This is a genomic window from Kibdelosporangium philippinense (assembly GCF_021390435.2).
Lineage (GTDB): Bacteria > Actinomycetota > Actinomycetes > Mycobacteriales > Pseudonocardiaceae > Kibdelosporangium > Kibdelosporangium philippinense.
On record NZ_JAJVCN010000002.1, the window covers coordinates 2,379,651 to 2,396,573 of the forward strand.

A 16,923-nucleotide genomic window follows, 5' to 3' on the forward strand; every position below is an offset into this window, starting at 1 on the left:
CACACACGGGAACGCCAGACACCCCGACTCGCCTTCTCGCATGACCTTCAAGGCCGCTCGACAGCCGTAGACGACACCGGGAAGATTCACCTCGCCTAGTGCCGCCCTCTTGTCGGTGATCTCGTCGGCGCCGCCGGTGAACAGCACACCGCGTTGCAGACCCATACGCATGCAGGTGGGGCCGGAGTGCCGTACGTGATCCGGAAACCTTGTCCAAAGTGGACCATGCCACGTTCACCGGTCTCGCTCGTGGCTACTTTCGGCTACGTGCGGTTCCGGTGGGGGTCAGCGGCGTGGCGGCGTAGCAGCAGGATCTTCGTCGAGCGCGTATGCGATGGCTTCATCGAGGGTGTACGCCATGCCGCTGTGCACGGCGGCGTCGAACCCGGTATCGCCGAGGGTACAGCGGACACTTGTCTCGCACTGCTGGAGCGGAGCGCCGAAGTACTGGGAACCGAACAGGGGAAAGCCGACCGACGGCCAGATCTGCGCGGCGGCGCCGAGCAGGACACCGGCCCGGTACGACGTTCCCTGTGCGGCGGCAGTCCACGCCAGCACTTCGATGGCGACGGCAATTCCCAGCAGGTCGTTGAAGGCGTTGGTTTCTCCCCGAGAACAGGGACGACGCCATCTGCGCCGCCGGTTGACGTGATGGCCGGTCGCGCGAGGTGTCAGGATCGTCGTTCGGTGATCCAGGTGGCGAGTTGGGTGCGTGTGGTGAAGCCGAGTTTCGTGAGGACGCGCTGGACGTGGCCTTCGGCTGTGCGTTGGGCGATGACCAGCCGGTCGGCGATCTGTTTGTTGGACAGGCCTTCGGCCACCAGCTCGGCGACATCGAGTTCGCGGCGGGTCAACGGCGTCGGGCGTTCGGTGGCCGGCACAGGTGGGGCCGGTCCCGGTTCGTCGAGGGCGTAGGCGATGGCCTGCTCGCGGTCGTACGCCCGGCCACGCCGGACGGCGGCGTCGAACCCGTGCTCACCAAGGGCCTGCCGGGTAGCTGTCGCACATTGCTGGTGCGGGGCACCGAAAAACGTCGACCCGAACATCGGAAAACCCACCGAAGGCCAGATCCGGCCGGCCGCGCCGAGCAGGATGCCGGCTCGTTCCGGCAGGCCGTCCGCGACGGCGATCCACGCCAGCACCTCGATGGCCAGCGCGATGCCCAACAGGTCGTTGAAGACCCGCACGGTCCGAAGGCATTCCAGCCCGTGCACGGTGGCCTGGCCGTACTCGCCTCGGCTCAACGCGACCAGAGCCAGCACGTAGATCGCGTAGGCACGGGCCCACTGCTCGCCGTGCGCGTCGGCGGCCGCGCGGGCCTCCTCACCGAGGGCGGCGGCATGGTCGAGTTCGCCAAGGAACAGGATGGTCACCGCCAGTTCGTTCCACGCCATCAGCACGTTGCTGCTCATCTCGCCCAGGCGCAGATACTGCACTCGAGCTTGTTCGAAAAAGACCGCTGCGACCTGCAAGTGGTCGCTGACCAGCGCGTTGCATCCCAGCCGATGCGTGGCATGGGCCCGCGCAATCGGGTCGCCCACCTGCCGCGCACACTCGAGGCACTCCTCCAGCATCGCGCGCGAGGACATGACGTCCCCTTGCAATGCCGCGACATACCCATTGACCCACAACGCCTTCGCTCGTTCCGGGCTCGGCTCCCGGTCGGCGGCCAGTACCCGATCGAGCCAGTGACGGCCCTCCCGCAGGAACCCGCAACCGACCCAGTAGAACCACAGAGCTCCGGCCAACCGCAGACCGGTCGCTGCCTCACTGGGGTGATGAAGGCAGAACTCCAAGGCGGCCCGCAGATTGGCGTGCTCCAGCTGTGTCCGGAAGAACACATCCGCCTGGGTCGGGCCGAACCACTCTGTCTCATGCCGTTCGGCCAGCATCAGATAGAAGTCCCGATGCCGGCGACGCGTTGTCTCCTCCTCCCGGCGGGACAGGCGCTCAAGCCCGTAGTGCCGGATGCTGTCCAGCATCCGATACCGCGACAGAGATCCGTGCAGGTCCCTGACCAGGATCGACTTGTCCACCAGCCCGCCGACAAGATCCATCACCCGATCCCGGTCGATGCCGTCCCCGGAGCAGACCGCCTGCGCCGCGTCGAGGTCGAACCCACCGGCGAACACCGATGCCCGCGCCCACAGAACCTGCTCACCCGACGAACACAGAGCATGGCTCCAGTCGACGGCCGCCCGCAGCGTCTGATGACGGGGCGGCGCAGAGCGGCTGCCTCCGACGAGCAGACAGAAGCGGTCGTCCAGACGCTGCAGGATCTGCTCCGGCGTCAGCACTCGCATCCGGACGGCTGCCAACTCGATCGCCAGGGGAAGCCCGTCCAGCCGGTGGCAGATCCGAGCGATCGTCATGTGATGGTCGGCGTCGGCCTGCCACTGGTGGTCGACGGCCCTCGCCCGTTCGGCGAACAGACTCACCGCGTCATTACCAGCCAGCCCGTTCGCATGTGGCCCGCCATCGACTTCGGGCAACGGCAACGCAGGCACCACAAGAATGTGCTCACCCTCGATGCGCAGCGGGTGGCGGCTGGTGGCCAGAATCCGCAACCCAGGAGCCGCCGCCAGCAGCGTGGACACCAGCTTGGCGCACGCCTCCATGACGTGTTCACAGTTGTCGAGAATCAACAGCAGCCGCGTGTCCTCCAGGCCTTCCGCCAAGGCGACCAGTGACGACCGGACAGAGTGGTCACCGACCCGCAGGGCGTCCGCGACCGTCTGCACCAGCAGCGCCGGATCCCCCAGCTCAGCCAACTCGACCAGCCACACCCCATCTGCGAACGCCCTACGGGCCTGCTCCGCCACCCGCAACGCCAGCCGCGTCTTACCCACGCCGCCCACACCGGTCAACGTCACCAATCGACTGGACGACAACAGCTTCCCGGCTTCAGTCAGCTCGTGGCGACGACCGACGAAACTGCTCACCTCGGCGGGCAGATTACCCTTTCTCATCCATGTCGCCACTGCGACGGACACTAATCCAGTGGTGTGAGAAAAATGTGACGTGATAGGCCGCAGGATTGGCGCAGGCTCGCCAGTGTCCATTGATCGCCGCCGTGAGACGGGTGACCTCGAGTCGAAACGCCAGCCCGCCAGCATGTCCACAGTAGACTAAGCGGTGAGCGAAAGCGCGGATCGCGTAGTGGTGGCTGGGATCGCCCAGATGCATCGTCCTTGCACTGGCGGCAACCGCGCTGTGTGGCTCACTACGATGGAACGATCACGCCACATGCTGCGGAGGCCCTTAGCCGCGGCAAATGGGTTCCCGGGTGGGTAGTGGTGCCGCAGTGGCATGTTACGTTTGCGCAACGGGTAGCTGGATCTCCTCGTACGCAACGAGGTCCGTGTGGCGGGAGGCGGTCAGCGATGGCCCCGCTCGGGTCGTTAGCTGCGGAGTCGACGAGTTTCGTCGGGCGGCGTGAAGAACTCGCGCACGCACGGGACTTGCTGGCGACGAGCCGGTTGTTGACCTTGACCGGGCCTGGTGGTGTGGGCAAGACCCGGCTGGCGTTGCGGACTGCCCGGACGGTGATGCGGGCGTTCTCCGACGGCGCGCACCTGGTGCAGCTGCAGGACTTGCGGGATCCCGGCCTGCTGCCGCAGACGGTGGCCGCAGAGCTGGGATTGCGTGATATGGGTCCTGAGCCCATGGCCCGGGTGGTGGAGTTTCTCCGCGACAGGTCGTTGCTGCTGGTGATGGACAACTGCGAGCACCTGGTTCGGCCTTGTGGGCTGCTGGTCAGCAGGGTGCTGACGGCTGCGGCCGGGGTGCGGGTGCTGGCCACTAGCCGCGATGTGCTGCGGGTGTACGGGGAGCATTTGCTTGCGGTGCGGCCGTTGCCGGTGCCGGAACCGTCGGCGACACGTGTGCCGGGGGCCGGTGATGCAGTTACGTTGCTGGCGCATCGGGCGGCCTCGGTCGACCCGGGGTTCGAGGTAGGGCCCGCCAACCTGGCGGCGGTGACCGCCATCTGCCGGCTGCTGGACGGGATACCACTGGCGATCGAACTGGTCGCGGCACGCATGCGGACCTTGTCCGTGGAACAGGTCCTGCGGCACCTCGACGACAGGTTCGGTTTCCTCAGCAATGAGCATTCCGGACGGCCGTCGCGCCAGCGGACGCTGGCGGCGACGGTGGAGTGGAGTCACGAGCTGTGTTCGCCGGCGGAGCAGGCGATGTGGGCGCGGTTGTCGGTGTTCAGTGGCGGGTTCACGCTCGACGCGGCCGAAGCGGTGGCCAGCGAGGCCTCGCTGGAGGACGAGCCATTGGACGTGATCCACAGCCTGATGGACAAGTCCATTCTGATTCGCGACGACAACGCGTCGGTGGTGCGGTACCGGATGTTGGAGACGCTGCGCGAGTTCGGGATGACCAAGCTGGTCGAGGCCGGTGAGAAGCCGGTGTTCCAACGCAGGCACCAGCACTATTTCCTCGACGTGGCTGAGCGATTCGCCGAGGACTGGACGGGGCCGGAGCAGCCGCGGGTGTTCGCCACGACCCGGCGCGAACACGCGAATCTGCGGTCCGCTCTGGACTTCAGCCTGAGCGAACCCCAGGACACACAGATCGTGGCGCGATTTGCCGTCGCGTTGCAATACTATTGGCATTTTGGCTTCTACAGTGAAGCGCTGCGGTGGCTCGAGCGAGTGCTGGCGATCGGCTCGTTGACTGCGGCGGTCCGGATCGAGTTGTTGTGGACCAGCACTCTCCTGGCGGGCATATGCGGAGACTTGCCCCTCGCTGCCATGCGAAGCCAGGAAGCCATGGCCATGGCGCGGTATCTGGACGACGACTACCTGCTGGGGACAGCCTTGCTGACCAAGGCGATTGCCGCTCTCCACAGCGATGACCACGCCAATGCCGATGTCTACTTCACCCGATGCATCGAGCTCTTCGAGCGATCCGGCCGGCACGATACGAAAACGATCGTTGCGCAATGCTCGCACGCGATGGCCACGACGCTCGCCGGCGATGGGGGACGAGCGGTCGAGTTGGCACAGCAGGCCGTCCGGATCGCGGAAACTTTCGGTGATCCGGCCACCCGAGGCTTTGCCTGGTACACGCTCGCCATGGCCGAGTGGCGTGCCGGTCACCTAGTGGAGGCCACCGGCCACGCGATGGCGAGCCTGCGCGTCAAACTCGGGCACGATGACGAGATCATCGGACGGGCCATGCTCGTGGAACTGCTGGCCTGGATCGCCGGTGCACAGCACGCGGATGAGCGCGCTGCCTGGCTGCTCGGGCTCACCAGCCGGGCATGGCGGGACGCGGGCGTCACGGTGCTGTTCGGCTCCGAGAGCTGGCTGCAACCGCATCAGGCCTGTGCGGAACAAGCCCAGCGGACGCTGGGCACGCAGGCATTTCAGGCGGCCTTCGAGGCGGGGGCATCCCGTGACGTCGATCTCGACCAGGCACTGACAGACCTGGTGAACGAGCATGCAGCCGCCACCACCCCAGCCGGGGCGGCAGCCGATACCCGCGCCGGGCAGCCACAGGCGTTGACACCCCGGGAGCTCCAGGTCGCCGAGCTGATCGCGCGAGGCCTGACGAACAAGGAGATCGCCGCCAGACTGCTCATCGCCCAACGCACGGCCGAAGGCCACGTGGAACGCATCCTCACCAAACTCGGTCTCACCACCCGCACCCACATCGCGGTGTGGATCACCCAACACCGCATGCAGGGCCCATGACGCCGTCTGTAGGGTCCACCCGCCCGCAGCCACCCAGCAATGTGTTCCCGCGCGGGAACCGTGCCGAGCGACTCCAACAAACACTCATGATCCATGCCGTCGAACGCCGCTTCGCGCTTTGAGGTCCGCGTCCGACACGGGCGCAGCACGGTCGAGCTGGATCCGAGCCAGAACAGGCCGCAGGACGTGATCGCCGTGATTGAAGAACTCGGCTACCGCGGCACACCACTGCCCTGACCGCGTCAGCCGGTGGTGGCCTGTCGTCATGTCCGCGCCCGGCCGCCGACACTGCGGAGTTGCCTGCTGCGCTTGGTCTCAGCCCGATCAACGCCGCCTGATCAAAGCCGCTAGCAACGCGTGTGTAGCGGCCACCTACAGCGAGTACGCGGCGCGCTCTTTCCGGCGCGTCGTTCAACGTTTGCGTCCCACCCCACCGAAACCGGGAAACCGGACCGCTTTGTCGCAGTCCTGGAGCCAGTCCGGCCGCCACAACGGAAGCCGCACCACGCCCGGATCGACCACGTCGAAGCCGTCGAAGAACGAGGCACACTGCGCGCGGTTGCGGAAGAATATCGGGGTGACGTTGCCTTCGTAAGGGTTTCGGGCTTGGTTGGGTCCGGCGGACCGGGTGTCCCCGGCGAGGCTGGCGTGGGAGATCGCCTGATAGCTGCCCGACGGCAGCCCGTCACGGTAGCGGCGGAGGATGGCGTGCGGGTTGTCGCCGTCCGGTAGGAGATGCAGTACCGCGGTCATCACCAGGCCGATCGGCCGGTCGAAGTCCAGCAGCCCGCGCACCTCGGCGGAATTCAGCACCGCCTCCGGGTCACGGAAGTCGGCGTGCAGCACGCCGACATGCCGGGCGCCCTGAAGTTGAAGGATCAACTGGCTGAGGCTGACCGCGACCGGGTCGATGTCAACGTAGACCACGCGGGCGTCCGGGTGGTCCCGCTGGGCGATCTCGTGCACGTTGCCCAGAGTGGGGATGCCCGAGCCGAGGTCAAGGAACTGCCGCACACCGACGCCCAGCAGGAAACGCACCGCCCGGGACAGGAACGCCCGATGGGTCAGGGTGACGTGCCTGAGCTCAGGCATGGCGTGCAGCGCCTGGGCGGCAACCGCCCGATCGACGGCGAAGTTGTGCGCGCCACCCAGCCAGCAGTCGTACACCCGTGCCATGCTCGGAGCCGACAGCTCGATCTCGGCCAACGTCCAGGCCGGCCGCTCCACCACACACTCCGTTCACCCCAGGCTGATCAAGGCTCGAAGGTACCTCCGCCATAACGTCGGAGGCTGCCGCACGAATCGGTCCAGGGGTACACATCACTCGATCGAGTGACCGGCGTCAGAGCTGCAACCATCGGCCGACGCGGGCGTCACGACCGATCGCCGCGCACAGATCGGCCATCGACATCGCAAGCGTCGGCCGTCCCACGCACCACGAGGACACACCGGACGATCTCCCCGGCCCGCGGCACACCCGGCCGCAATCAGCGCAGGACGCGCCACCCAGGGAATCGTCGGAACACACCAGAGGCCGCAATCAATCCACTCTGGACCGTGGAGATGGCGTGGCAGCCCACCAACGCAGCACACTCCGTCCGTAATGGACATGGGCCCCGCTGAACTCCGCCGGCGTTCTGGCAGAACCAGCAGGTCAACTATGGACGCAACTCATTGAACAGTCGCCACGAGAACGACCGCGTGGTGAGTGCCGCCAAGCGGATCGTCCGGTCGCTCCCGGAAACCGTGCGTGACGACGGTGAGCATCGAGTTACTGACTGGTGGCCTCGAAGGCCCCGAATAGACCCTGCGGTACGACATGCTCGCGCCGGTTTTCAAGGAATGAACAAGAAAATCCGGGAAGCTCGCCGGGCCGAGGAACCGGTGGCCGTCGGCACCCCGCCATGCGCACCGACGGCCGCCGCCCGGCGTCGAGGGGAATCACGCCGGGGCACCTCCGCTTGATCAGTATGGACTCGACCTGCCATGCACGCTCGGACGTCCACGTATCCGTCACACGATCGAGTTAGCGCCCGATCCGCGGCGTCAAGAAGCCTCTCCACGACGGTGTCAACTTCTGGGTACGCCGCAAACCTTATGGACACTGTCGGCTCATTGATCATTGCCTCTCCGTCGGCTAACGGCACCGTGATGCCGAGTTTGGCGTTGGCCGTTACCCACACATCGAGGTTGTCGCAATGAGGACGAACTGATCAGCCATATGGCCAGGAATCCTGGCCGTTCGGATATCCACTGACCGGATCGCCGAACTGGGCGCCAACGGCTGACTCGGCGACGTGCAAAGACTCCAGATCAGCCTGGAGGTCGCCGGCACGAAACTGGCCTCATTGGACAGACTGGCCCGCCACCTCCACGCTATTGGCCCAGTGAGCATCGGAATGCCTGTCATACAAAGGCGAACGCTCGATGCCCGCCCCGGACAGAGCCCGACGGCGACGGTTGTTGGTTCACCAGGTCGGGTAGAGGGCGAGCCCAGCCGCTGTCGCCGACCCGACGACGTACGGTTCCTTGATCTTGAACTTGAGCAGGACCGCGAGGGTGATCACGGCGAGGCGGCGCCGGGCCAGTCGGTGATGGTCTGTCGGGATAGGACGATGACGGCTCCGGCGATGGCACCGGCGGCCGCGGCGGTGGCTCCGGCGACGAACGTTTTGATCTGCGGGTTGTCGCGGTGGCGCAGAAACCACGGGCCGGGCAGGACCACGCCGAGGTAGATCGGGTGAGGATGGCGATGGTGTGGGCGCGTCGATATCGGGTTTCCAGGACGGCTCCGGGCCGAAAGTGATGTAGCCACGCGTGACGCTACCGTGTAGGAACGCACCGGCGACGCCGTGCCGGTGCCGTGCGACCCAGTCAGGAAATCAGTTCGCGGCAGCTCCCGGTCGCCCCAATCCCGTGCCGCTCGTTCGGTGGCGTGGTCGGACTCAGAGATCCCGGAGATGGTGTCTTTACTGGACTAAGCAATGTGGATTGTCGAGCCGCCGGTGCCACCGTCAGGACCGGCGGCGCGGGCGGAGCAATGCAAACCCCGTATTGAGACGTTGTTGAGTTGCGTATTGCAGAACGCATCATCGTCCGCCTAAGGGCTGTCTCGTAACTGATTTTGTGGCTGGGTGGCGAGGTGTCGGGTCAGCTGGTGATGGCGAGGTTGTGCAGGAACGCGATGCCGGATGCGGTCGTGGCGAGGGTGTGGCCGGCGCGGCGGTAGTCGCGCAGGATTTTGTAGGTCTTCATGCGTGCCAGGGCGTGTTCGACGCGGGCGCGCACCTTGCGGTGGATCTTGTTGAGATCTTCCTGCCAGTCCGGCAGAGGCTTGTCCTTGGTGCGCTTGCGGTAGGGCATGATCACGCCGGGGTTGCCCTGGTAGCCACCGTTGGCCATGACCGGTCGACCCGCCAGCGCATCGGCGATGCCGGAGTCTGTGTAGACGGTGCAGTCGTTGCGGTTGCCCGGTTGCGGGTCTCCGGTCGTGATCACCAGGCGGGTGTCGGCATCGATGGCGACCTGCAGGTTGGTGGAATACCGGTAGTTCTTCGATCGCTCGGCGACCCGGTGGTCGCGGGTGGGCACCAAGGTTCCATCGACGATCGCGACCTGGTCGCCGCGGCGTTGGCGGACCGGGGCCAGGGCCAGTAGCGGGCCGAGCGAGTCGACCACGCGATGCGCTGCGGAGTGCGAGATCCCGAACAGCGGGCCGATCTGCCGCATGGTCAGGTTCGTTCGCCAGTAGGTCGCCACCAGCAGTACGCGGTCGGCGAGGACCAGCCACCACTGTCGGCCCGGACGGCCGTCGGCGATCGCTTCGCCGCCGCGGTGGGCCACCACGCGCACCAGCTTGCGGAACTGACCTGGTTGCAGCCCCGTGAACGGGGCGATCCACTCCGACCGGGACGCCGAGATCACCTGCACCCGCACATGATCAACTATGACGTTCGCCAGTCAATCACTGGGTTACGAGACAGCCCTTAGGTGATTTCGACAGGCCATGGAAGAGAGGAAACCATGCTGGTATTGACCCCGGCCGCCGTTGCGGTCGTGAACGACCTCACCACTGCCCTGGGGCGCCCAGAGGGCGCCGGGCTGCGGATCTCCCCCGACACTGCCGCGCCCGAGGGCGGGCTGCAGGTCGAGATCACCTCCCGCCCAGCCGAACACGACCAGGTGCTCGACACACCCAGCGCACGGGTCTTCGTCGACCCACACGCCGCGTCCTACCTCGACGACAAGGTGCTCGACGCCAACGTCGACGACCGAGGCGCTGCCTACTTCATGCTGGGCACTCAGAGCCGCCACCCCCGCGGCCCGCAGATCTAACACCGGACACCTGGACGTAACAGGGCTTGGCATGGACAGCGAGTATCGAGAGTTCTCAGCCAACACTGCCGGCGACGACCACCGAGTCGTCGCGCCTTCAACGCTCTGCTCCGGACCAAACCCCGAGTACTGTCCATATGGGACGTCTCGGATTCCGTTGTGGGCGGAGCAGGAGTAACGCGATGCTCGCAGGATGATGTGTAGGTCCCTGCCGCGGACCTGGGTAGCGGTGTCCCGAGACAGGTGAGGTGACTCCACGGTGCGGCAGTTCGACAATGGCGGCCCACGGGCGCAGGGCCCGGCCGTGGTGTGGACTGGGCTGGATCACGGACCCGCGCTGGTGGTCGTGGATCCGGTGGATGCGGCCAAGCACGCGGAGGTGCCTGCCACCTGGCGTCCGCTTGCCGAGCGGTTCCAGATCGCCTGGTGCCGCGTGCCGGCAGGCGGCGGGTCGCTGCGGGATGTCGAGGATGTGCTGGAAACGTTGGCGCAGGACCAAACCCGGGCCGACATGGTGGCCAGCGGAATGGTGTGCAAAGGCGCAATCGCGCTTGCCGCACTGTTCGATGCCACCGTCCGATCCGTGCTGCTGGTCGACCCTGGCCCCGTGGACCCCGGCGACCGGTTAGGTGCAGCCGCCGAGGTGCGGACCAGAGTCGTCGCCCGCAGCGTGGGTGGTGACCGGGACCGGGTGGAGCCGCCGATCCCGCTTGGCCATCCGGATGTGGTGGACGGTGTCATCACTGCGTTGGAGGAGGCAGACTGGCAAACGATGACCTGATGTCCACAATGGATCGACCGTCGGAAGTCCCGATCCTTCAATGTGCGGAATGTTCGTGTTATCCAGAGCTCTGCCGACGGTCAGCGCAGGCGGCACAGGTGAACGGCATGATGAGGGGTCCTGGATCGCGGGTCCGCAGCGGCCACGCCCGGCTGGTCACCGGCTGACGATGCCTGCCTGGTGTGCCCGGATGCTCCTGGTCCCAGGGGCGGCGCCAACCCCACACGACCTCGAGTTGCCGATCGATCCGCCGAAGCGCACGGTGGACGGATACGGACAGCCCAGCAGTGGGAGGTGTTTTCGATGGCCACCTGTGACGTGTGCGGGAACGACTACTGGATGACCTTCGAGGTGCACACGGCCAGTGGGGACGGGCACACCTTCGACAGCTTCGAGTGTGCGGTCACCAGGCTCGCCCCGGTGTGCAAGCACTGTGGATGCCGGATGCTCGGTCACGGTGTCGAGGTGGCTGGCCGCTTCTACTGCTGTGCGCATTGCGCACGGGCCGCCGACTCCGGCTTGGGCGCGCAGATCCGCGACACCGTGGGCGCCCACCCCGGCTGACCTCTAATGTCCACAGTGGACACCTTCCGACGTACGGCCCCTTCTCCATGCAACCGAGCGCCTACGAGTCGGCCAGCAGGTGCATGTCCTGACGGCGCAGCCCCACCGCCTCACCGATCCGCATTCCTTCTCCAGGGGTTCCCGACCCGTCGCGGATCAACGGGGTGCTGACCGCGGTGCGGGGCATAGTGGTGCACGCGGTGGCCGCTAGGCAGGCCCCGGCAGCTTTGGTGTCGCTGCTGTACGAGGTGGCCGATGACCGCGACCTGCCCCACGCCACCGCCCAGGTGCCGGTTCACCGCTCCCCGGCGCCAACGCCTTGGGTTGGCTCGCCATCCGCCGGAACGGCGCCACGTCCACGCAGACGATTTTGACCAGCTGTTTCGCTGGACGCGGGCTCTACGCGAGCGCTGCCGACCGATAGCAGTCACACAACTACAGCGAGCCAATGCGGCGACGGCCCAGGTCGGGTTGACGCTAGTCAGCGAGGGCAAGGGGCGTAATGACCCGGGACGGCGAGCGCGTTACCTTCAGGTCGGTGCTGGGCGTGCGGGAGTTCCGCGCGATGTGGACGGCCGAGTTGTTGTCCATCGCCGGAGACCAATTGGCCCGCGTTGCCTTGTCGGTTCTCGTCTTTCAGCGGACCGCTTCGGCGTTCTTGACCGGGTTGACCTACGCGCTGACCTTTGTTCCGGCCCTCGTCGGCGGGATCCTGCTGTCGAGCCTGGGCGATCGGTATCCGCGTCGCGATGTGATGGTTGTCGCCGACCTTGTGCGAGCGGTGCTCGTCGGTTTCATGGCGGTCCCGGGAGTGCCGCTGTGGCCGCTGTGCACGTTGGTAGCGGTCGTGACCTTGCTCAACGGCCCGTTCAAGGCCGCGCAGCATGCGCTTTTGCCAGATGTCCTCAGTGGCAGCAAATACACGGTCGGCATGGCGATCCGGAACATCACCAACCAGTTGGCTCAACTGCTGGGCTTCGCCGGCGGCGGCGCTCTCGTCTCGGCGATCAACCCGTCGGTAGGGCTGGCTCTGAATGCCGCCACCTTCTTGTTGTCAGCTGTGGTGTTGCGGCGCGGCGTCGGACATCGTCCCGCCGCAATCCAAAGGGCGGCCAGTTCGGGACGAATGCCGTTCCTGGCCTCGACGACGGCGGGAGCGCGTGTGGTGTGGCGCGATCCCGCGCTGCGGGTGCTGCTGGCGCTGTGTTGGCTGGCCGGGTTCTACATAACGCCCGAGGCGCTGGCCGCGCCGTACGCCGACAGCTTAGAGACCGGGGCGCTCGGCGTCGGCTTGATCATGGCGAGCGACCCACTTGGCAGTGTGATCGGCGGCATCGTGTTCGGAAGGTGGGTTCCCGAGCATCAACAGGTACGGGTGATCGGGGTCCTGGGAATCCTGGCCGGGGTTCCGCTGGTGTTCTGCGCGCTCCAACCGGGACTGGTCACGTCGATGGCGCTGTTCGCGATCGCGGGCGCGCTCGCCACCCCCTACACCATCCAGGGCACGGCTTCGTACACGCGTAAGCTCCCGGACGCACAGCGAGCGCAAGGCTCCGGGCTGTTATCCTCAGGCTTGATCACAATCCAAGGACTGGGCGCCCTGGCAGCGGGCGTCTTCGCCGACCTGGTCGGCCCGGCGCACGCCATCGCCCTGGCTGGTCTCACCGGAGCGATCGTGGCAGTTCCCATCGCGGTGGGGTGGCGCCGGGCCAAGCGGTCGGCAATAGAGGAATCACGATGACTCACGTGTCGCGGTTGTCCATGGCGGCGAACCTCCCTTCACTGCTCAGGCGTTGCGCCAGTCGGGTTTACCGGCATCGTTCCTGGCCGCTAGCTGTGATTGGGTGGATACTTGCTGGTGGGACCACCCATGGGTGTACCAACCTTGAGTATGGTTCGGGGAGATGCGGTGCGCATGCTTGATGTTGTCTCGCCGGTTCGGTGGACGCTCTGGAAGCAGCGTCGGTCCCTGATCGTGTACTGCCTCCTCATCGAGGCTGCGGCGGTCACGGCCACGGTCACCACGGCAGTCATGGTACCCAGCCGACCGCACGACGCGGTGATCTTCGCGAGTCTCGCCGGCATGGGCGTCCTGCAGGCCGAACTGGGGCGCCAGGTCGAGCGGGTGCGCCGTCGGGTGAACGGTACGCCGCACATCAACTTGACCTCTGTATGGACCTTCGCCGGTGTGCTGCTTCTGCCCCCGGCCTTGGTGGCGGTCCTTGCAGCACTGCTCTACGTTCACCTCGCCGTACGCAGCTGGTACCGGTTGCGCCGGGTACCTGCTTTCCGGAGCGTCTTCAACTGCTGCCTGGCCATCATCACCTGTTTCGCCGCCGAGGCACTGCTCGCACGTGCCGGCGTCGACGGCATGTACGGCGCCCTCGATGCCGGATGGACGGGTGTTGGCGTCATTCCCCTCGCGGCAGCCACCTACTTCCTGGTCGGTGCCCTGATTGCCGTTCCAGGCCTGAGTGCCAAGACGCGCTCGTTCAAGGAGCTGTTCGGCGGTTGGGCGGACAACCTGCTTGAGATAGCGACTCTGTGCCTGGGAATGCTGACCGCGTTGGCGCTGGCGACGTTGCCCGCCCTCGTGCTGGTGGTGATACCGCCCTTGTTGCTCCTGCACCGCGGCGTGCTGGTCAAGCAGCTCGAGGTCGCCGCAAACACCGACGAGAAGACCGGACTGTTCAACACCGCTGGGTGGCACAGCCTGGCGGCTCGCGAACTTGCGAAGGCGAAACGCAAGGCCAAGGCGCCCTTCGGCGTGCTCATGATCGACATCGACTACTTCAAACGGATCAACGACGAGCACGGGCATTTGGCCGGCGACGTCGTACTTAAAGCGATCGCTGCCACGATCAGGAGCGAGGTGCGAGACTACGACTGCGTCGGGCGCTTCGGCGGCGAGGAATTCGTAGTCTTGCTGCCAGAGACCGGCGAGGCGGACGTCGTCGGCATCGCTGAGCGCATCCGCAAGGCAATCGCCAGGCTTGAGGTCGAGGCAATGGACGAGGGCAGGACGACGGTCATCAAGGGCCTGTCGGCCTCGATTGGCGTCGCGACATACCCAGAGGCAGGCGGCGCGGTGGAACGGCTCCTCCAAGCCGCCGACAAGGCCCTCTACAGCGCCAAGCGAGCAGGCCGCAACCGCGTCGTCAGCATCATGAATGCCGGCTAACACCGACCCGGGCCCACTCGAACAAATGTGGCTCTTCTGATCTACCTGTGGGTGGTTGGGCGTGTCCTAGACGGACACTGCCGCGCCCGACATCGGTCTGCGGATCCTGTTGCGCGATCTGTCCACCCGGCCGATCCGGCACGTCCTGGCAGCCCTGCGGCCCGAGCATCGCGCGGAACTGATCGCCCTGTTTTCCGCGATGCGATCGGGCAGTGGATTTCTCAACGACCTGCCCCACCCCGGACGTCAGTACTGCGGTCAGTCAGCCCGCCCTCGTGATCGCCACGCGCAACGACGGCGCCGTCCCGTTTTGCACACGCCGAAACCCTCGCAGCCGCGATCCCGCACGCCCAGCTGATCGAAAGCCGGGCCGACAGCCACTTCATCTGGTTCGGCGACGACTGGCCGACGATCGCGGCAACCATCCGCACGTTCCTCACCTCGTGACGAACGGTCAGAGCTCCTCGGCGTAGACGGAGCGTTCGCACTCCGAGACGGGTGCCGCTCGCCCTGTCGGCTGGACGTACCGGGTGGTGAACTCGGAGGCCCCCAACTGTTCCAGTTCGCGCCAGCCGTACTCGGCCAGGACCGTGGCCACCTCGCCGGGAGCCATGCCGAAGCGCCACAACCGTTCTTTCACCGCGAACCGCCGATACAGCCTCTCGGCGCCGTACATGGCGGTGCCGTCAAGGAAATCCCGACGGACGTAGGTGAACACCAATCGGCTCCCGGTGCCCACCTTGGCCAGCACCTCGAAAGTCCCTCGCACGCCGTCCTCGGTCAGGTACTGGGTCACGCCCTCCCACACGAACAGGTTCCTGCCCTCGGCCCGATATCCCTGTACCGCAAGGGCTATCGCGAGAGATCCTCGGTGTCGGAGTCGACCGGGACCAGGGTCACCGTGCCGGTCTCGGGGATCCTTTTCCGTTTGTCCGCGATGTTCTCCGGCAAGTCCACTTCGAACACGCGAACGCCGGAAGGGACCATCGGCTGGTATCCGCGTGTGTCCAGGCCGGCACCCAGGATGACGATCGAATCCACCCCGGCCAGGATCGCCTCAGCGAATTTGTCGTCGATGCAGCGTTTGCGGCAGGCGATGCCCGCCCAGACGCCGGGGGCGCTGTTCTCCGTGGACCTGACCAGCCAGTCCCGGACCGGCCGCCACCGGGCCAGGCGCACCACCGGGCCTGAGCCCGGCCGGGAGGACCTGGAACGCCATCTCGTCGTGAACCAACTGCTGGTCGTGCACGGCCGGAGACCGGCCACCACGGCAAACCGGATCGCGGCGGCTCTTCAGCGCACCAGCAAGGGTTGAAAACTCACGTCGATGACCGGCGCACCGCTGGTCATCCGCTGATTTCCACAAATTTCGGGGTAAGTGAGAGCGGAAACACCACCCGGCCGTCGCTAACCCATACGCTCACCGGTTTGCCGTGGGCGTCGACGGATTGCGCCGAGATGCCCGCTCCAGCTCAGTCGGTGGTTTGTCCTCGTCGGTCAGGCCGTTGCCACACCGCCAGCCGACCAGAAGATCGGACCGCGCGTCGCGGCCAACCGTAAAGACAAACAGATCCGGCTGATCCAGCAGGTCGATCCGCTCGACCGACGTCGCGCCGCGGAGCATTTCCGCCGTCAGCGCGAGGGTGTCCGCGACAGGATAGCGGTGCGAAAGCGTGCCGTGGGTGTAGTCCATGATTGTGAACTTCTCGAACATCAGGCCCATCACCGCATACGGCTCGATCTCGCCCGGCACCTCCGGACCGAGGCTCCAGCACAGCGTGCGGCGCGCCATCGTGTGTTTCCACGGTGGACTCACTATCCCTTGTGGACACGTAACAGTCTCGGCTTGCCAATCGATGTGAAAGTCCTCCTTGGCGAAGCCGGGCCGTTCCCTGGCGCGGGGGTCCTGACGGACCGGCCCGACGATGGTGATTCCGTGATCGGTCGCCGCGTGGTGAACCGTCTCGGGTGTGACATAGCCGCTGTCCACAAGGTGCTCGGCCGGCGCCAGTTGTTGTTCGGCCAGCGCGGCATGGATCCCGCCCACGACGCCGATGTCCTGCTCCGGAGCCGGTGTGGTGACGACATGCACGATGAGGTTCGGTTGCTCCTCGTCGCAGATCTCGGTCTGATGGTCCTTGTACCCGGACCCATTCGACCTTGCCGGGTTTGTGGCTGAACCGCGCCTCGGGGTCGTGCGGTGACACGATCTCCACGCTCGACCACGGCACTCGAGCGGGCTCCGCATCGTCATCCGCCGCCTGCTTGGAAGTAACCGACACGCCGGCCGCCCGCACGGGCAACCGGCGTTTCGGCTCCCGACGCGTACCCAACCAGCCCGGGTGGGCTGCGTC

Annotated in this window: 18 protein-coding genes; 8 read left to right on the top strand and 10 right to left on the bottom strand. The window is 66.2% G+C overall.

Going from position 1 to position 16,923, the window contains the following annotated elements; genetic code table 11:
• Positions 1–285: 285 nt before the first annotated feature.
• Both LWC34_RS29930 and LWC34_RS29935 read right to left on the bottom strand, forming a co-directional pair.
• Positions 286–558 carry a hypothetical protein gene (locus LWC34_RS29930; protein ID WP_233728421.1) on the bottom strand — a complete coding sequence of 91 codons (273 nt, stop codon included), beginning with the start codon at positions 556–558 and terminating at the stop codon, positions 286–288.
• Between the two features lie 113 nt (positions 559–671).
• On the bottom strand, positions 672–2,969 hold the full coding sequence (locus tag LWC34_RS29935) for an ATP-binding protein (RefSeq protein WP_233728422.1): 2,298 nt from the start codon (positions 2,967–2,969) through the stop codon (positions 672–674).
• Between the two features lie 414 nt (positions 2,970–3,383).
• On the opposite strand from LWC34_RS29935, the gene LWC34_RS29940 reads away from it, so the two are divergent.
• Together LWC34_RS29940 and LWC34_RS29945 are read left to right on the top strand one after the other, a co-directional pair.
• Positions 3,384–5,708 (top strand): ATP-binding protein, encoded by a 2,325-nt coding sequence (locus LWC34_RS29940; RefSeq protein WP_233728423.1) that lies wholly within the window; start codon positions 3,384–3,386, stop codon positions 5,706–5,708.
• 93 nt (positions 5,709–5,801) lie between these two features.
• On the top strand, positions 5,802–5,945 hold the full coding sequence (locus tag LWC34_RS29945; RefSeq protein WP_233728424.1) for a hypothetical protein: 144 nt from the start codon (positions 5,802–5,804) through the stop codon (positions 5,943–5,945).
• 174 nt (positions 5,946–6,119) lie between these two features.
• Here the strand turns inward: LWC34_RS29945 and LWC34_RS29950 are convergent, their stop codons facing one another.
• The 3 genes from LWC34_RS29950 to LWC34_RS29960 all read right to left on the bottom strand — a co-directional run bounded on the left by LWC34_RS29950 (position 6,120) and on the right by LWC34_RS29960 (position 9,638).
• Positions 6,120–6,935 (bottom strand): SAM-dependent methyltransferase, encoded by an 816-nt coding sequence (locus tag LWC34_RS29950; protein WP_233728425.1) that lies wholly within the window; start codon positions 6,933–6,935, stop codon positions 6,120–6,122.
• 1,336 nt (positions 6,936–8,271) lie between these two features.
• Positions 8,272–8,523 carry a hypothetical protein gene (locus LWC34_RS29955; protein ID WP_233728426.1) on the bottom strand — a complete coding sequence of 84 codons (252 nt, stop codon included), beginning with the start codon at positions 8,521–8,523 and terminating at the stop codon, positions 8,272–8,274.
• 335 nt (positions 8,524–8,858) lie between these two features.
• The gene (locus LWC34_RS29960; RefSeq protein WP_233728931.1) at positions 8,859–9,638 is read right to left on the bottom strand and encodes a transposase family protein; all 780 of its coding nucleotides are present in this window, start codon (positions 9,636–9,638) and stop codon (positions 8,859–8,861) included.
• A 93-nt stretch (positions 9,639–9,731) separates the two neighbouring features.
• On the opposite strand from LWC34_RS29960, the gene LWC34_RS29965 reads away from it, so the two are divergent.
• The 3 genes from LWC34_RS29965 to LWC34_RS29975 all read left to right on the top strand — a co-directional run bounded on the left by LWC34_RS29965 (position 9,732) and on the right by LWC34_RS29975 (position 11,388).
• Positions 9,732–10,043 (top strand): iron-sulfur cluster biosynthesis protein, encoded by a 312-nt coding sequence (locus tag LWC34_RS29965; protein ID WP_233728427.1) that lies wholly within the window; start codon positions 9,732–9,734, stop codon positions 10,041–10,043.
• A 259-nt stretch (positions 10,044–10,302) separates the two neighbouring features.
• A complete protein-coding gene (locus LWC34_RS29970; RefSeq protein WP_233728428.1) occupies positions 10,303–10,824 on the top strand; it encodes a hypothetical protein in 522 nt (173 codons plus the stop codon).
• Between the two features lie 303 nt (positions 10,825–11,127).
• Complete coding sequence (locus LWC34_RS29975) at positions 11,128–11,388, top strand: metallothionein (RefSeq protein WP_233728429.1); 261 nt, start codon at positions 11,128–11,130, stop codon at positions 11,386–11,388.
• Positions 11,389–11,449: 61 nt separating this feature from the next.
• On the opposite strand, the gene LWC34_RS57170 is transcribed toward LWC34_RS29975, so the two are convergent.
• A complete protein-coding gene (locus tag LWC34_RS57170; protein ID WP_284051668.1) occupies positions 11,450–11,575 on the bottom strand; it encodes a hypothetical protein in 126 nt (41 codons plus the stop codon).
• Between the two features lie 315 nt (positions 11,576–11,890).
• On the opposite strand from LWC34_RS57170, the gene LWC34_RS29980 reads away from it, so the two are divergent.
• Entirely contained in the window at positions 11,891–13,129 is a 1,239-nt protein-coding gene (locus LWC34_RS29980; RefSeq protein WP_372496644.1) for an MFS transporter, read from the top strand.
• Positions 13,130–13,303: 174 nt separating this feature from the next.
• The gene (locus LWC34_RS29985; RefSeq protein ID WP_233728933.1) at positions 13,304–14,569 is read left to right on the top strand and encodes a GGDEF domain-containing protein; all 1,266 of its coding nucleotides are present in this window, start codon (positions 13,304–13,306) and stop codon (positions 14,567–14,569) included.
• Between the two features lie 221 nt (positions 14,570–14,790).
• Here the strand turns inward: LWC34_RS29985 and LWC34_RS29990 are convergent, their stop codons facing one another.
• From LWC34_RS29990 to LWC34_RS30000, 3 genes are read right to left on the bottom strand one after another with little or no spacing between them, the layout of a single operon-like run.
• Entirely contained in the window at positions 14,791–15,000 is a 210-nt protein-coding gene (locus LWC34_RS29990) for a hypothetical protein (RefSeq protein WP_233728431.1), read from the bottom strand.
• A gap of 23 nt (positions 15,001–15,023) precedes the next feature.
• Complete coding sequence (locus LWC34_RS29995) at positions 15,024–15,377, bottom strand: class I SAM-dependent methyltransferase (RefSeq protein WP_233728432.1); 354 nt, start codon at positions 15,375–15,377, stop codon at positions 15,024–15,026.
• A gap of 44 nt (positions 15,378–15,421) precedes the next feature.
• Positions 15,422–15,751 (bottom strand): class I SAM-dependent methyltransferase, encoded by a 330-nt coding sequence (locus LWC34_RS30000; RefSeq protein WP_308200151.1) that lies wholly within the window; start codon positions 15,749–15,751, stop codon positions 15,422–15,424.
• On the opposite strand from LWC34_RS30000, the gene LWC34_RS30005 reads away from it, so the two are divergent.
• On the top strand, positions 15,645–15,884 hold the full coding sequence (locus tag LWC34_RS30005; RefSeq protein ID WP_233728965.1) for a hypothetical protein: 240 nt from the start codon (positions 15,645–15,647) through the stop codon (positions 15,882–15,884). The genes LWC34_RS30000 and LWC34_RS30005 overlap by 107 nt on opposite strands.
• 105 nt (positions 15,885–15,989) lie before the next feature.
• Here LWC34_RS30005 and LWC34_RS30010 read toward each other — a convergent pair whose 3' ends face one another.
• Entirely contained in the window at positions 15,990–16,823 is an 834-nt protein-coding gene (locus LWC34_RS30010) for a hypothetical protein (protein ID WP_233728434.1), read from the bottom strand.
• Positions 16,824–16,923 lie beyond the last annotated feature (100 nt).

Coding starts and splice junctions, on each gene's coding strand:
- LWC34_RS29935 (WP_233728422.1), bottom strand. CDS start 2,969: ATGAGAAAGGGTAATCTGCCCGCCGAGGTGAGCAGTTTCGTCGGTCGT.
- LWC34_RS29940 (WP_233728423.1), top strand. CDS start 3,384: ATGGCCCCGCTCGGGTCGTTAGCTGCGGAGTCGACGAGTTTCGTCGGG.
- LWC34_RS29945 (WP_233728424.1), top strand. CDS start 5,802: ATGCCGTCGAACGCCGCTTCGCGCTTTGAGGTCCGCGTCCGACACGGG.
- LWC34_RS29965 (WP_233728427.1), top strand. CDS start 9,732: ATGCTGGTATTGACCCCGGCCGCCGTTGCGGTCGTGAACGACCTCACC.
- LWC34_RS29975 (WP_233728429.1), top strand. CDS start 11,128: ATGGCCACCTGTGACGTGTGCGGGAACGACTACTGGATGACCTTCGAG.
- LWC34_RS57170 (WP_284051668.1), bottom strand. CDS start 11,575: ATGCCCCGCACCGCGGTCAGCACCCCGTTGATCCGCGACGGGTCGGGA.
- LWC34_RS29980 (WP_372496644.1), top strand. CDS start 11,891: ATGACCCGGGACGGCGAGCGCGTTACCTTCAGGTCGGTGCTGGGCGTG.
- LWC34_RS29985 (WP_233728933.1), top strand. CDS start 13,304: ATGCTTGATGTTGTCTCGCCGGTTCGGTGGACGCTCTGGAAGCAGCGT.
- LWC34_RS30005 (WP_233728965.1), top strand. CDS start 15,645: ATGCAGCGTTTGCGGCAGGCGATGCCCGCCCAGACGCCGGGGGCGCTG.
- LWC34_RS30010 (WP_233728434.1), bottom strand. CDS start 16,823: ATGACGATGCGGAGCCCGCTCGAGTGCCGTGGTCGAGCGTGGAGATCG.